Here is a 14,191-nt window from a genome sequence, read left to right as displayed (position 1 = left end):
CGCGTGGGCGAGGAAGTGGCCGTCGTCTACCCGAACGGGAATATCGACCATCCGCTCGTGCTCGGCGCGCTCTACAACCGGAGACACATGCCGCCCTGGTCGCTGCCGCAGCAGCAGTCGCTTGCCGGCCTGCGCAGCCGTGAGCTGGGGGGCGGTACCCGCGGCAATCACCTCGTCCTCGACGACACAAAAGACAAGATCCAGGCGCAGCTGAAGAGTGACCACCAGTGTAGCCAACTGTCGCTCGGCCACATCACGCGCATCGAGGACACCAGCGGACGCAAGGATGCGCGCGGCGAAGGCTGGGAACTGCGCACCGACGGGCATGGCGTGGCGCGCGCCGCCAAGGGTTTGTTGATCACGACCGAAGCGCGGCAGGCCGCGCGCGGTCCGATCAAAGACATGGACGAGACCTCGCGCCGCCTCACGCAAGCTACCGAACAGCATCGATTGCTGGCGGACGTAGCGCAACAGAACGGTGCACAGGATGCAGGTAACAATCAGGCTGATATAGCTGCCTCCCTCCAAGCACAGACCGCTGCGGTACGCGGCGAGGCTGGGGTCGCTAGTGGCTTCCCTGAGCTATCCGCTCCTCATCTTGTCATTGCCAGTCCAGCCGGCATCGCTGCCACAAGTGGCCGAGACACCCATATCGCCAGCGAACGTCACACTGCCATCACCAGCGGGAAAGACGTGTCCGTAGTTGCCGGTATTAGCCTCTTTGCAAGCATTCGCCAAACCTTCCGGCTGTTTGTGCAGAAGGCCGGAATGAAGCTGATCGCCGCTTCCGGCGACATCGACGTTCAGGCTCTGACCAACGGCATCAAACTTCTGGCCAAACTCGAAATCTCGCAGCACGCAAATCGCATTACGATCAGCGCCAAAGAAGAAGTGGTGATCAACGGTGGCGGCAGCTATGCCAGGTTCGCGGCTGGATCGATCGAGATGGGCACAAGCGGTTCGTTCGTCGTCCATGCCTCGACGCACAGCCTTCTTGATGAGAAGAGCATGAATGTCGCAGTTCCAATATTCGCCGCGAAATTCGGGTCGTCGCTTGCTGCCGAAGAGATGCTAAGTGATCTCACCAATAGCTTGACTTGGGTGGAGTTCAAACTAGTCGATGAGACGGGACCTATTGCAGACGAATCCTATGTACTCACTGACCCCGGCGGCAGTAAGCATACCGGGAACGTCGATAAGCAAGGAGGTGCTCGGATTGAGGACATTCCCGCGGGGCATTGCAAAATCGAATTCCCGAATCTCGGATATTCGCTTGAAGTCCCGACAAGCTGAGCACGTCATTTTTTGCCCCCATTTACCTCTAGGACTCTGGATCGTGCCAACGATAAATGCAACCAGCAAGAGCACTAAAGATGGCCTGAGTATTGCAACTAAACAAATCACAACAATTAAGATTCAGTCTCCAATTATCGAAATTCTGGTCGGTGGTCCTTACAAATCGATTGATGAAGAACATACCTATGGACATGTCGCCCTACGCGTAATCACTTCCGCTAACGAGTTTGTTTACGATTTTGGCCGGTATAATGGCGAAAGCGGTCCCTTTGGTCAAGGCAGACTTCGGGTGTGGACTAAGTTCGCGAAATACATCGCAGGGGAGAATGCTACTGGGCGCACAACTACTGGGTTCGTTTACAAGGTCCCAAGCGAGTTAGCAGCTAACGTGAACACCCATTTTACGTCCCTTATCGCCAATCGGCCGGTCTTAAAGGCATACGTAGACCATATGAAAGAATACCGATTGGCGGTAGATTACCACGCCTTGAATAATAACTGCACGACCACTGCGATGACTGGGGTACGCGTTGCGATCAGGGATCTGGACTACGATGTACCAACGTATAACGTCGGCACAGGCATGAGTTTCGTGGAAAAAATGGGCGCAAAAGGTGCCGGGTGGCCAAGCTACATTTTCATGCCAGCTGACCTGCAAAAAATGTTAGAAAATAACCCGAGGCACCGCCCAGACAAAGTTGAAAAATTTGGTGGTGCAAAATGAAGAAGAAAGCTCTATTCTTCGCTGGCGTATCTCTAATTTTCATGGCAGGAGTTGTTACCCCTTTTCTTTGGAAGAAAACAATGGACACGAAGGCTTCGTACCGTCTTAAAGAACCGATGCTGATTTCCAATAGCAATGGCGCACCTTATTACATGATCCCTACAAACACTGTTCTTCACTTCGAAAAAGGATTCGCTGAAGGACACCAACTCTACAAGATTGATGTGTTCTTCAAAGGAAAGCTGCCGGCCGACCAATTGGCTCCGGATGCGGCCTCAGAGTCTACATGGCTCTACCCTCTAGACGCCGACGACATTCCAAAAGTGCTACACCAATATCCGTTATCAAAAGAGGACCTTGTGCAGATCATGAAAGCGCGAAAAATGACACGCGACGATTTGGCGCAGATCGTCCGGGATTGGAAGGATGACTGAGAGCCCGAGCGATATGAAGATGTAAATTAATGAAACTCAATGCCGCTAAGAATCATAACAGTTCACTACAACTCAAGAGCGAATTTTCGATTTCGGTCGTTACGGCGCGACAACTGGCGAGTTCGGAGCAGAAGGCGAAGGTATTCTCCGGGTATGGGACAAATTTGAACTATACATTGCAGGAGAAAACTGTTACAGCCGAACAAAATGTGTCACTTACCTAGTGCCAAATTATAAGGCGGGGGCCGTCATTCGTTATTACGAGAGCATTACAGCTACGGCGACTAGCCGGCGTAAAAACAACCATGAGGAAGCTTGCAATTATCACAACAATTACGTTAAGCTTCGTCCTTCTAACATCCCTATTTTTATCAACTGGACTGTTATCCATCACGTCCAAGACAGCATTTACGATCGAAGAGCCACTTCTGATCGAGGGCGAGTAGCAAAAAACGTACTCTCTGCTTCCGGCCTGATCCGTACTTTATCTTGATAAAAGCTGGCCAGAAGGGCATCAGACCTTTCATGTATATTTTCACTTCAAACGGAATTTTGCGGCTGCGCCGGCCGATCCTAAATCGATCTCACCGCTTTGGCCGAGGACAGTAGATCGGGAAGAGTTGCCAAAATTACTGAACGAATATCCACTAAGCAAGGAAGAGCTCACAGCGTTTTTACGAGCAAGAAGCGTAACCAAGGCTGAAATAACGCAAATTTTGCGTGACTGGCCGGAAGAACGAAGCGCATTCAACCCTTAGGAAGACGCTGAACAATTCGGAGGTTGATGGAAAAAGTCGAATTGATGCAGCCCCATCGAGCGTACACTTCACGAGCCCATCGTTCCTGGCCGCGCAGCCGAGCGACCTCAGCAGGGATTGCACCGCGGTCGGCACGCGAAGATGCAGAAGACGGGCATAACCTTGCTGTCCGAAATGGTCCAATACGCTGTCGAAGTACGGCAGCAGCGCACGATCCGTCCTCTTTAATTCGCGAACACCGGTCAGGTAAAAGCGTTCAAGGACCGCGCCGGTCAGGTCCGCTGTAACTGCCGGTGACGCTCGCGATCTTGGTGGTGATGACATCGACTGCCGGGCCATTCGCGCCGTGGGGCAAGATGACGTCCGCGTGGCGCTTGGTCGGCTCGATGAATTGCTTGTGCATCGGGCGTACGGTTTCCAGGTACTGCGCGACGATGCTCTCGACCGAACGGCCGCGTTCGGCAATATCCCGTTGCATGCGGCGGATGAAGCGGACGTCGGAGGCGGTGTCGACAAAGATCCTCAGTGACATCATGTCGCGCAAATCCGCGTCATACAAGGCAAACAGGCCTTCGATCACGATGACCGGGGCAGGTTCGAGCGGAATGGTCTTGTCGGAACGGTTGTCGATCGTGAAGTCGTACACCGGCATCTCGATCGTTTCGCCATTGCACAATGCCCGGACGTGCCGTACCAGCAGCGGCCAGTCGAAGGCGTTCGGATGGTCGTAATTCTGCCTGCGGCGCACCTCGGGGGTAAGATCGGATTGGTCGCGGTAGTAATCGTCCTGCACCACGACCGACACCACATCAGCGCCGAACGAAGCGAGCACTTGCTGGGACACCGTTGACTTGCCACTGCCACTGCCACCGGCGACACCAATGACAAACGGAGGGGAAGAAATCTCATTCATCCCCGCATGATACCGGAGCGGCACGCGAACGGACAGGGCCGGACGGTCCGGTATGCCGTATGCCGTATGCGGTGCCTGGAGCACGCCATGAACGATGGCGCTGGTTCCGCTACGCCGAATCCCATGAAAAACCGGGGATGTATCCCCGGTTTCATTTAGAACCTACAACAAAGATTACAAATGCGGCGTGATCGACGGCATCAAGTCGTCGAAGGTGCGGCCGCTGGCATTCTCGCCGATGGCGTGCATCTTCCACTCGCCACCGTGTCGGTACAGCTTGGCCATCACCTGGGCCGTGTGGGCGCCCTGCACCGACAGGTCGTAGCGCGCCACTTCCTTGTTGCCGCTAGCGTCGAGCAGGCGGCAGTAGGCGTTCTGCACTTGCGAGAAGTTCTGGCCCGTGAAACTGTTCACGGTGAACACGAGCGACTTCACGTTCGGCGGCACGGCCGAGAGGTCGACGTTGATCTGCTCGTCGTCGCCGTCGCCGGCGCCGGTGCGGTTGTCGCCCGTGTGCACGACGCTGCCGTCCTTGCTTTTCAGCTGGCGGAACCAGACGGTGTCGACCGGACGATTCGATTCGTCGAACATCACGACCGAGGCGTCGAGGTCGACGCTTTCGGTCTTGGCGCCGAAGCCGAGGAAGCCCTTGCTCTTGATGGCGTCCCAACCGAGACCCATCGTGACGCGGGTGAGTGCGCCGCCGCCCTCTTTCGAGAGCGAGATTTTCTGGCCTTTTTGCAGACTGACTGTCATTGCGTTACTCCTTAATTGAGCGGACCGAGCGGGCTTATTTGGCCGGCGTTTGCATCCATGCCTTGAAGGCATTGCGGTTACGCGAACACACGTAGACCTTGCCCTTGCCGGAAAAGCGCAGGACCATGCCCTCGCCGCTGGTCTGGCTGTTGATCAGGTTACCCAGGAAGCCGCCGCTGGTGCCGGTCGTGATCGAGATTTCGTAGCGCAGCGTGCTGTCCCAGCACACGACGTGCGCATTGTCGATGATCGCATCCTTGCCCGGCTCGACGTCGAGCATCGACATCGAGCCGAAGCCCGACACCGCCACCTGCCCCTGGCCACCGGTCTCGGTGACGAAGAAGCCGCCGCTGTTGGCGAAGAGCGCATTGCCGATGTTCTGGGTGCGCACCTTCAGCTCCACGCCGGACGAGGCCGCCACAAAGGCGCCGTCGCTGATGATGTAGTGGTTCGGTCCGACATCGACGATCTGCATGGCGCCCGGCAGCGTCGGCGAGAGCAGGCAGTCGCCGTTGCCGCGCGTCGCTTCGATGTGCTGCTGGAAGAACGACTCGCCATTGGCGAAGGTGCGCATCAGCGCGCTGCCGAGGCCGCCCCGCATCTTGCCCTTCAGGTCGAGGGTCGTTTCCATCATCACCATCGCGTCGGATTCGCAATAGATGGTTTCGCCCTGCCGCATCGAGACATGCAGGAAGGGATCGACATCCCCGGTCACGGTAAAAGTTGGCATTTTGAAATGGCTTCCTTTCGGGTAGCGCCCACCGCGAGGCGGGCGCGCGGGTTGGAATTAAACGTTGACGCCGTAGTTCTTGGCGAGTGGCCCCAGGCCGCCCGCGAAGCCCTGGCCGATGGCGCGGAACTTCCAGTCGGCGCCGTTACGATACACCTCGCCGAAGATCATCGCCGCTTCCGTCGAACCGTCTTCCGACAGGTCGTAGCGCGCGATTTCCGCGTTGCCGCTGGCGTTGATGCAGCGGATGAAGGCCTTGCCGACCATGCCGAAGTTCTGGCGGCGCGTTTCGGCGTCGTGGATCGTCACGGCCAGCACGATCTTGTCGACGTCGGCCGGGACCTTGCTCAGGTCGACGTTGACGGTTTCGTCATCGCCCTCGCCGGCGCCGGTGGTGTTGTCGCCCGAGTGCACGACCGAGCCGTCGGCCGATTTCAGGTTGTTATAGAAGATGAAGTCGGCGTCCGAGCGTACCTTGCCCGACGAATTCAGCAGGAAGACCGCGCCGTCGAGGTCAAATGCGGCGCCATCGGTGGCGCGCGTGTCCCAGCCGAGGCCGACCTTCAGGTTGGTCAGGCCGGGGGCTTCTTTCGACAGGTTGACGTTGCCGCCTTTTTGCAGACTGATTGCCATGATTGTGTATCTCCTTGTGAGTAATACTTTTTTGAACACCGGGTTACTACGCTCGGCAAACTGGTGTTCTGCCATTTGCCGGGCGTTTCGTCGTGCGAGGCACCGCCGCACGGGCGCTCTCGCTAAATCTCGTGCCGCCTTGTTTGCGCGCCGGCGCATCGGGACGGTGGCAACGGTGTGCCACCGCCCTTTCCTGCTTACGCCAGCTCTTTTGCGCCATGCGACTCGAGCGCCGCATGCTTTTTCTTGTACTGGATCGACGACCACAGCGAGGCGGCGATGAAGGCCACGCCGGTCAGGCCGGTCACCAGCTCGGGCACGTGGAACTTCATGCTGGCAAGCATGATCACGGCCAGGATACCGATCGCATAGTGCGCGCCGTGTTCCAGGTACACGAATTCGTCGAGCGTGCCCTTCTTGACCAGGTAGACCGTCATCGAACGCACGAACATCGCGCCGATGGCCAGGCCCAGCATGATGATCACGACGTCGCTGGTGATCGCGAAGGCGCCGATCACGCCGTCGAAGGAGAACGATGCATCGAGCACTTCCAGGTACAGGAAACCGCCGATACCGCCGGTCTTGACCATGTCGCCGACGTTGCTGCTCTCATCCGACTCGCTTTTTTCGAGCAGGCTGCTGATCATGTCCACGCCGACGTAGACCAGGATGCCGTAGATACCGGCGACCAGCACGATCAGGCGCTGGCCGGCGTCGACGAAGGTCGAAGCGAACAGCAGGGCCGCGAGCGACAGCATGACCGAAATCGACGACACTTTACCGAACGAACCGAGCTTCTTCTCGAAGTTGCCCAGCCAGTGGGTTTCCTTCTCCTCGTCGAGCAGGAAGTTCAGGAAGACCAGCATCAGGAACATGCCGCCGAAGGCCGCCACTTCCGCATGGTGCGCCGTCAGGTGGCCGGAAAACGATTTCGGATCGTTGATCGCCAGGTTCCAGACTTCGGTCAGGCCCAGGTCAGCCGCCACCGCGACGATGACGATCGGGAAAACCAGGCGCATGCCGAACACGGCGATGATCATGCCGAGGCCGAGGAACAGCTTGAGCCAGAATTCGTTCCAGCCCTTCAGTACCGAGGCGTTGACCACGGCGTTGTCGAACGACAGCGAAACTTCCATAACCGACAAGATGGTCGCGATACCAATCGCCGTCAGCGCACCCGACACGCCGCCTTGCTCGTAACCCCACCACCCTGCCAAGGCCAGACAGATGACCGTAACGAGGAATGATCCTCTGAAATGCTTCATGTTGATTTCCTTTCAATAAAATTGTTCATGTTGAATTCGCCATAACGTTGAATTGTTGGACCACAGTATAAAGCCATGCAGCCTACTGAAAAAGCGAAGATAATCGAATGATTACTTCGAGAAAACGGAAGAGATGAAAAACGCCGTCACCAATTTCCGCCATTTGTACTACTTTTGGGTCGTCGCCAAGGAGGGTAGCATTACCCGCGCCGCGGAACGATTGAACCTTGCCATCCAGACGGTCAGCAGCCAGATTACCCTGCTCGAGCAATCGCTGGGCAAGTCGCTGTTCACCCAGCAGGGGCGGCGCCTGGTGCTGAGCGAAGCAGGCCGCCTTGCCCTCACCTATGCCGACCAGATCTTTTTATTGGGCGAGCAAATGCAGGATGCGCTCGACCAGAGCTCGACCCTGCGCACCCGGCTGTCGGTCGGGATTTCCGACTCGCTGCCGAAACTGACCGCCTACCGCCTGCTGGAAGCGGCCACGCGCCTGCCTACACCGGTGCGCCTGGTGTGCTCGGAAGACCAGTACGAGGCGTTGCTGGCTGACCTGGCCCTGCATAAACTCGACGTCGTGCTGACCGACCGCGCCCTGCCCTCGGGCGGCACGCTGCGCGTGTTCAGCCACATGCTGTTCGAAAGCGAGATGACCGTGGTCGGCACGGCCGACCTTGCGAAAATCTATGCGCAAGATTTCCCGAAGAAATTGAATGGCGCGCCCTTCCTGCTGCCGACGCGGAATAATGCCCTGCGCGTCAAGATCGACGAATGGTTCGAGTTGCAGGGTGTGCATCCGGACGTGGTCGGCGAGTTCGAGGACAACGCCTTGCTCAACACCTTCGGCCGGCGCGGCCTGGGCCTGTTCTTCGCCCCGGCGGCCCTGGCCGGCGACCTGCTCGAGCAGTTGCAGGCGCTGCTGGTGGGCCGCGTTCCCGAAGTGCGCGAACAGTTTTATGCAATCTTGAACGAGCGCAAGATCCAGCACCCGGCGGTGGAAGCCATCTTGTCGGCCGCACAACACGGCGGCCTCGGCGGCGGTTGAGCGCATGTAGCTTGTACAATGCCTATCGGCTTTGCCATTTATCAACTCACTTTTTATATGGAAAATATTTTATTTGTCGTTCTGGCGCTCTTCCTCGTTGCCCTGAATGGCTTCTTCGTGGCGGCGGAATTCGGTATCGTCACGTTGCGCAAGACCCGTGTCCGCGCCATCGCCAAGGCCGCCGGCCTGCGCGGGCGTATCCTGGCCAAGGTCCACGGCCAGCTCGACGAATACCTGTCGGCCTGCCAGCTCGGCATCACGCTCGCCTCGCTCGGACTGGGCTGGGTCGGCGAACCGGCCTTTGCCAGCCTGCTCGAGCCGGTCTTCGGCTGGATCGGCGTCACCTCGCCGCACATCATCCATGGCGTCTCCTTCGTCGTCGCCTTCAGCGTCATTTCCTTCCTTCACATCGTGATTGGCGAACTGGCCCCGAAATCGCTGGCGATCCGCATTCCCGAAGTGGTGGCCCTGTGGTGCGCCTTGCCGCTCTACGGCTTTTACTGGGCCATGTACCCGGCGATCTGGATATTGAACAAGAGCGCGAACGGGGTGCTGCGCGTGGCCGGCCTGGCCGGCAGCGGCAGCCATGAAACGCATTATTCGACTGACGAACTGAAAATCATCCTGCGCACCAACACCAGCACCGGCAAGGAAAAGTTCACCCACGACGAGCGCCACATCCTGGCCCAGTCGCTCGAGTTTTCCGAAATGGCCGTGTCCGACCTGATGCGCCCGATCAACGAAGTGATTGCCCTGCACGAAGACCTGTCGATCGAGGAAAACCTCGACACGGTGCGCCGCAACCGCTTTTCGCGCTATCCCTTCTTCGACGAGGAAGGCGAGGAAGTGCTGGGCGTGATCCACCTGAAGGACTTGTTCTTCGCCCAGCAGGCCGGCAAGGACATCAGCGACCTGAAGCAGTTCCTGCGGCCGGTCGAGACGATCTCGGCAAGGACGCCCGCGCAGGACATCTTCCGCCGCTTCCGTACCGGCGCGCCGCATTTCGCCCTGATCGGCGAAAAAGGCAAGCGCCCGGTCGGCTTCATCACGCTCGACAACCTGCTCGGCGCGATGGTCGGTGAAATCCGCGACGAATTCCGCATGAACGAAAACGACTGGCTGCCGCAGTCGGACGGCACCTATATCGGCAAGGCTTCCTTGCCGATCTATTCGCTCGAACGCTTGCTCGGGATCGACATCGACAACGAGGAAATGGGCCTGGACGACGTCGAATCGGTCGGCGGCCTGTTAATGGCGAAGCTGGGCGATATCCCGAAGCAGGGGCAACGCATCGAATTTCCGAAATTCGACGTCGTGGTCAAGAAGACGAACGGCCCACGCATCCTGCTGGTCAAAGTGATCCCGCGCCTGGAGCGGGGCGAGGACGAAGACGACCTCGGCTAACGCTGCATCGACAATGAAAACTGGCGCGCCGGCCGCCTTTTGCAAGCGTATAATGTTTCCCTGTCAGAACTCGAGTTCCTTGTAAGAATTCCATTAAACGGGGAGTCACCATGCGCGCACGCCTTCGCAACAACGTGACTGTCACCGGCACGGGCGCAGTCACCCTCCTCTTTGCCCACGGCTTCGGCTGCGACCAGGTCGTCTGGCGCTTCATGACGCCGGCCTTCATGGAACGCTACCGCGTCGTCACGTTCGACCTGGTCGGCAGCGGCAAGTCCGACCTCGCGGTCTACGACCCGGTCCGCTACGGCAGCCTGCACGCCTTCGCCGCCGACCTGCTGGAAATCATCGACGACATCGGCGGCGGTCCGGTCGTGTACATCGGCCACTCGGTAAGCGCCATGATCGGCATGCTGGCCGGCATCGAGTCGCCGGAACGCTTCCTGGCCCAGGTGATGATCGCGCCCTCTCCCTGCTACATCGACCAGGGCGATTACCGCGGCGGCTTTTCGCGCGCCGACATCGACGAATTGCTCGAGACGATGGAAGCGAACTTTCTCGGCTGGTCGAGCAGCATGGCGCCGGTGATCGTCGGTGCGCCCAACGTGCCGCAGCTGGGCGTCGAACTGGCGAATAATTTCTGCCGCAACAATCCCGAGATCGCCAAGCATTTCGGCCGCGTGACCTTCCTGTCGGACCATCGCGCCGACCTCGCGCGCGCGCGCGTGCCGGTGCTGATCATCCAGTGCAGCGACGACCTGATCGCGCCGGTCGAAGTGGGCGACTACCTTCACCGGCAGTTGGCCGGCAGCCAGCTGCGCCTGATCCGCAACACCGGCCATTGCCCGCACCTGAGCGCGCCCGAGGAATGCGTGCGCCTGACGCAGGCCTTCCTCGACGAACTGGCGGAGCCGGCTTGAACGGCGTGCCGGAGGACGATGCGCTGTACCAGCATGCCCCCTGCGGCCTGCTGCTGACCGACGCCTCCGGCCTGATCCTGCGCGCCAATGCCACGCTGTGCCGCTGGCTCGGCCATCCGGCCGCGGCCCTGCTCGGCAAGGTCCGCATCCAGGAGTACCTGCCGGTCGGCGCGCGCCTGTTTCACCAGACCCATTGCCTGCCCTTGCTGCAGGTGCAGGGTTCGGTGGCGCAGCTGCAGCTCGAGATCCGCGACAGCGCCGGCGCGCGCATGCCGGTCCTGGTCAACATCGTGCGACGCGCGCATGACGGCGACGCATTCGACGAGTGGGCCCTGTTCGCGGTGAACGAACGGCACTCCTACGAACGCGAGCTGCTCGCCGCCCGCAAGGGTGCCGAGCAGGCGCTCGAGGCCCGGCGCGAGGCCGAACACCAGCTGCGCACCCTGAACCAAGCCCTGTCCGAGGCCGACCGCCGCAAGGACGAATTCCTCGCGACCCTCTCGCACGAGCTGCGCAATCCGCTGGCGCCGATGCGCAGCGCGCTGGAAGTGCTGAAATTCGAACACGGGGCCGGCATGAACGCCGGCAAGCGCCCGCTGCTCGACGTGTTCGACCGCCAACTGCATCACCTGACGCACCTGGTCGACGACCTGATGGAAGTGTCGCGCATCACCCAGGGCCGCATGGAGCTGCGCCGCGAGCCGATCAACCTGGCCGGGATCGTGCGCGGCGCGATCGACGACGTCGGGCCCATGATGCGCGCTTGCGGTCACGTGCTCGAGGTCCGCATCGCGGCGCCGAACGCGATCGTCGACGCCGATCCGACGCGGCTGTTCCAGGTGATGGTGAACCTGTTGACCAACGCCTGCAAGTACACGCCGAACGGCGGCGCGATCGCGCTCGAGCTGAGCACCGAGGACCAGGACGCGCTGGTGACGGTGCGCGACAACGGCATCGGCATTCCCGCGCATGCGCTGGGGACGGTATTCGACATGTTCTCGCAGCTCGCGCCCGCGCTCGACCGCTCCAAGGGCGGCCTGGGCATCGGCCTGGCCCTGGTGCGCGGCATCCTAGCACTGCATGGCGGCAGTATCGAGGCACGCAGCGACGGTGAAGGCCGCGGCAGCACGTTCAGGGTTCGCCTGCCGCTGGCGCCGGTCCAGGGCGTGCCCGCCTCCCTCGGCGCCGAGCGCGATACGGTCGAGCCCCGCAGCGTGCTGGTGGTGGACGATAACGTGGATGCTGCCGAGACGCTGCGGATGTTCCTGGAACTGTCCGGCTGCCAGGCGCGCGTCGCCCACACGGGCAGCGAGGCCCTGGCCATGCTCGCACAGTGCATGCCCGAGGTCGCCCTGTGCGACATCGGCCTGCCCGACATGAACGGCTACGAACTGGCCCGCGGCGTGCGCCTGCTGCCGGGCGGCGCCGACCTGCTGCTGATCGCGGCCACCGGCTGGGGGCAGGAATCGGACAAGCAACTGGCGTTCGCGGCGGGCTTCGACCATCACCTGACCAAGCCGATCGATTTCGACAAGTTGCAGGCCTTGCTGGCGCGCCGCCCTACGGCGCCTCTCCCTTCTGCACCACGATAGGATCGCGCGTCCCCGTCCACTCGCTCATCAACGAATAGCCCACGGCCAGCAGCACCGGCCCGATAAACATCCCCACCACCCCGAAGGCAATCAAGCCGCCCAGCACCCCCAGCAGCGTCAGCAGGAACGGCAAGCTCGTCCCGCGGCTGATCAGCATCGGCCGCACCACGTTGTCGACGCCGCTGATCAGGACCGTCCCCCAGATCACCATGAAGACCGCCCAGCCGGTGCTGCCCTGGGCAAACAGCCAGATCGCGGCGCTGCCCCAGATCAGGGGTGGGCCGACCGGCACCAGCGAAGTCACGAAGATCAGCACCGACAGCAGCGGCACCGCCGGCACGCCGGCGATGGCGAAGCCGATCGCCGCCACCAGCGCCTGGGCCAGGGCCGTGCCGAGCAGGCCGTACATGACGCCGCGCGTGGTCTGGCTGATGATGTCGGTGACGGCGTCGGCGCCCTCGCCCATGACCTTGGTGATCATGCTGGAGGTGACGGCGATCAGCGCGTGGCCGTCGCGGTAGACGAAAAAGCTCACGAAGGCGGCCATGCTCATTTGCACGACGCCGGTACCGAGCATCATGCCGCCGGCCATCAGGTAATGGCGTGCCGGTTCGACCATGCGCTGGGCCAGGGACAGCATCTGCTCGCGGCTGGCGACCAGCTGGCGCAGGTAATTATCCAGGGACTGGCCGATGAAGGGCAGCTCGCGCACCCAGGCCGGAGGCAGCAGCTCGCCGTGCTCGAGCGCGTAGCGCATCTGGCCGAAGGTCGAGGCGACGTCGTCGGCCAGGTTGTAGGCGACGGTGGCGAGCGGAATGATGACGAGCAGGGTCAGCGAGAGCGTCATCGTCAGCGCCGCCAGCGAACGGCGCCCGCGCATGGCGTGCAGCAGCCGCAGGTAGAGCGGCCAGGAGGAAATGACGACGGCGACCGCGAACAGGATCGCAGGCAGGAAAGGCTTGAGGACGAACAGGCAGCCCAGCGTCAGCAGGACGACCGTCGCGATGCGGGTGTAGTTTCTGCCGGATGGCTGTTCCATGAGTCCCTGTCAACGTAACGCAAGCCGGAGTCACCGTAGCGGGCGGAAGGAGCGGCGACGCGCGGTCGGTTGATCCGGCGTCCACCGAGATCATAACAGCTGGCGCAGGTCGTGCACGATCGGGGCCGGGCCCTGGCCATGACGCAGGAACAGGCGCACCCGCCCTTCCTTGTCGAACACATAGCTGCCGGCCGTATGGTCGACCGTGTAGCTGCCGGGCGCCTTGCCAGGCACCTTCGAGACGAAGACCTTGAACTCCTTGGCCGTCTGCGCCGTCTGTTCCGGCGTGCCGCGCAGGCCGAGGAAGCGCGCATCGAAAGCCGGCACGTAGGAGGCCAGCAATTGCTGGGTATCGCGTTCCGGGTCGAGCGTGACGAACAGCACCTGCACCTCGTCGGCCGCCGGCCCGAGTTCCTTAAGCACGGCGGCCATTTCGGCCATCGTGGTCGGGCATACGTCCGGGCACTGGCTATAGCCGAAGAACAGCACGACCAGCTTGCCCTTGAAATCGGCCAGCGTCCGTGGCTTGCCGGTGTGGTCGGTCAGCGCGAAGCCCTTGGCGTAATCGAGACCGGTGAGATCGGTGTTCTGGAAGGCGGCCGGTTTCGAGGACAGCTTGTCGCAGCCGGCGGCCAGCAAGGCCAGGGCCAGCATGCCGGCGGTGATCAATCGTTTCATGTCGGAA

Annotated in this window: 14 protein-coding genes; 7 read left to right on the top strand and 7 right to left on the bottom strand. The window is 60.8% G+C overall.

All coding sequences use genetic code 11. From position 1 onward, the window contains the following. From ACFPOU_RS22965 to ACFPOU_RS22955, 3 genes are all read left to right on the top strand, one after another. Positions 1–1,293: DUF2345 domain-containing protein (locus ACFPOU_RS22965; RefSeq protein ID WP_379727156.1), on the top strand; the 1,293-nt coding region annotated here is incomplete at its 5' end. Then, positions 1,274–2,020 (top strand): hypothetical protein, encoded by a 747-nt coding sequence (locus tag ACFPOU_RS22960; RefSeq protein WP_379727153.1) that lies wholly within the window; start codon positions 1,274–1,276, stop codon positions 2,018–2,020. The genes ACFPOU_RS22965 and ACFPOU_RS22960, both read left to right, overlap by 20 nt. Continuing rightward, positions 2,017–2,454: a hypothetical protein gene (locus tag ACFPOU_RS22955; protein WP_379727150.1), complete on the top strand. Its 438-nt coding sequence runs from the start codon at positions 2,017–2,019 to the stop codon at positions 2,452–2,454. The genes ACFPOU_RS22960 and ACFPOU_RS22955 overlap by 4 nt, the downstream gene beginning before the upstream one ends. Positions 2,455–3,468: 1,014 nt before the next feature. Here the strand turns inward: ACFPOU_RS22955 and udk are convergent. The 5 genes from udk to ACFPOU_RS22930 all read right to left on the bottom strand — a co-directional run bounded on the left by udk (position 3,469) and on the right by ACFPOU_RS22930 (position 7,509). Beyond that, positions 3,469–4,125 carry a uridine kinase gene (gene udk / locus ACFPOU_RS22950; protein ID WP_379727147.1) on the bottom strand — a complete coding sequence of 219 codons (657 nt, stop codon included), beginning with the start codon at positions 4,123–4,125 and terminating at the stop codon, positions 3,469–3,471. A gap of 174 nt (positions 4,126–4,299) precedes the next feature. After that, a complete protein-coding gene (locus ACFPOU_RS22945; protein WP_379727144.1) occupies positions 4,300–4,881 on the bottom strand; it encodes a TerD family protein in 582 nt (193 codons plus the stop codon). A 34-nt stretch (positions 4,882–4,915) separates the two neighbouring features. Continuing rightward, complete coding sequence (locus ACFPOU_RS22940; RefSeq protein ID WP_379727141.1) at positions 4,916–5,611, bottom strand: TIGR00266 family protein; 696 nt, start codon at positions 5,609–5,611, stop codon at positions 4,916–4,918. 57 nt (positions 5,612–5,668) lie between these two features. Further along, positions 5,669–6,244, bottom strand: a complete 576-nt coding sequence (locus ACFPOU_RS22935; protein ID WP_379727138.1) for a TerD family protein — start codon at positions 6,242–6,244, stop codon at positions 5,669–5,671. A gap of 197 nt (positions 6,245–6,441) precedes the next feature. Further along, on the bottom strand, positions 6,442–7,509 hold the full coding sequence (locus tag ACFPOU_RS22930; protein ID WP_379727135.1) for a DUF475 domain-containing protein: 1,068 nt from the start codon (positions 7,507–7,509) through the stop codon (positions 6,442–6,444). 133 nt (positions 7,510–7,642) lie between these two features. On the opposite strand from ACFPOU_RS22930, the gene nhaR reads away from it, so the two are divergent. From nhaR to ACFPOU_RS22910, 4 genes are all read left to right on the top strand, one after another. Then, the gene (gene nhaR, locus ACFPOU_RS22925; RefSeq protein WP_379727132.1) at positions 7,643–8,551 is read left to right on the top strand and encodes a transcriptional activator NhaR; all 909 of its coding nucleotides are present in this window, start codon (positions 7,643–7,645) and stop codon (positions 8,549–8,551) included. Between the two features lie 57 nt (positions 8,552–8,608). Next, on the top strand, positions 8,609–9,955 hold the full coding sequence (locus tag ACFPOU_RS22920) for a hemolysin family protein (RefSeq protein ID WP_379727129.1): 1,347 nt from the start codon (positions 8,609–8,611) through the stop codon (positions 9,953–9,955). 110 nt (positions 9,956–10,065) lie between these two features. Further along, positions 10,066–10,875 (top strand): alpha/beta fold hydrolase, encoded by an 810-nt coding sequence (locus ACFPOU_RS22915; protein ID WP_379727126.1) that lies wholly within the window; start codon positions 10,066–10,068, stop codon positions 10,873–10,875. A 5-nt stretch (positions 10,876–10,880) separates the two neighbouring features. Then, positions 10,881–12,467: a hybrid sensor histidine kinase/response regulator gene (locus ACFPOU_RS22910; protein WP_379727171.1), complete on the top strand. Its 1,587-nt coding sequence runs from the start codon at positions 10,881–10,883 to the stop codon at positions 12,465–12,467. On the opposite strand, the gene ACFPOU_RS22905 is transcribed toward ACFPOU_RS22910, so the two are convergent. Then, entirely contained in the window at positions 12,436–13,506 is a 1,071-nt protein-coding gene (locus tag ACFPOU_RS22905; RefSeq protein ID WP_379727122.1) for an AI-2E family transporter, read from the bottom strand. The two genes, ACFPOU_RS22910 and ACFPOU_RS22905, sit on opposite strands and share 32 nt — an antisense overlap. A 90-nt stretch (positions 13,507–13,596) precedes the next feature. Beyond that, a complete protein-coding gene (locus tag ACFPOU_RS22900) occupies positions 13,597–14,184 on the bottom strand; it encodes an SCO family protein (protein ID WP_379727119.1) in 588 nt (195 codons plus the stop codon). Between the last annotated feature and the right edge of the window lie 7 nt (positions 14,185–14,191).

Source organism: Massilia jejuensis (genome assembly GCF_042656795.1).
Taxonomy (GTDB): Bacteria; Pseudomonadota; Gammaproteobacteria; order Burkholderiales; family Burkholderiaceae_D; genus Telluria; species Telluria jejuensis.
The sequence above is the reverse complement of the archived record's forward strand: the minus strand, read 5'-3'. Positions and strand labels throughout refer to the sequence as shown.

Coding starts and splice junctions, on each gene's coding strand:
- nhaR (WP_379727132.1), top strand. CDS start 7,643: ATGAAAAACGCCGTCACCAATTTCCGCCATTTGTACTACTTTTGGGTC.
- ACFPOU_RS22915 (WP_379727126.1), top strand. CDS start 10,066: ATGCGCGCACGCCTTCGCAACAACGTGACTGTCACCGGCACGGGCGCA.
- ACFPOU_RS22945 (WP_379727144.1), bottom strand. CDS start 4,881: ATGACAGTCAGTCTGCAAAAAGGCCAGAAAATCTCGCTCTCGAAAGAG.
- ACFPOU_RS22920 (WP_379727129.1), top strand. CDS start 8,609: ATGGAAAATATTTTATTTGTCGTTCTGGCGCTCTTCCTCGTTGCCCTG.
- ACFPOU_RS22900 (WP_379727119.1), bottom strand. CDS start 14,184: ATGAAACGATTGATCACCGCCGGCATGCTGGCCCTGGCCTTGCTGGCC.
- ACFPOU_RS22955 (WP_379727150.1), top strand. CDS start 2,017: ATGAAGAAGAAAGCTCTATTCTTCGCTGGCGTATCTCTAATTTTCATG.
- ACFPOU_RS22940 (WP_379727141.1), bottom strand. CDS start 5,611: ATGCCAACTTTTACCGTGACCGGGGATGTCGATCCCTTCCTGCATGTC.
- ACFPOU_RS22935 (WP_379727138.1), bottom strand. CDS start 6,244: ATGGCAATCAGTCTGCAAAAAGGCGGCAACGTCAACCTGTCGAAAGAA.
- ACFPOU_RS22930 (WP_379727135.1), bottom strand. CDS start 7,509: ATGAAGCATTTCAGAGGATCATTCCTCGTTACGGTCATCTGTCTGGCC.
- udk (WP_379727147.1), bottom strand. CDS start 4,125: ATGAATGAGATTTCTTCCCCTCCGTTTGTCATTGGTGTCGCCGGTGGC.
- ACFPOU_RS22905 (WP_379727122.1), bottom strand. CDS start 13,506: ATGGAACAGCCATCCGGCAGAAACTACACCCGCATCGCGACGGTCGTC.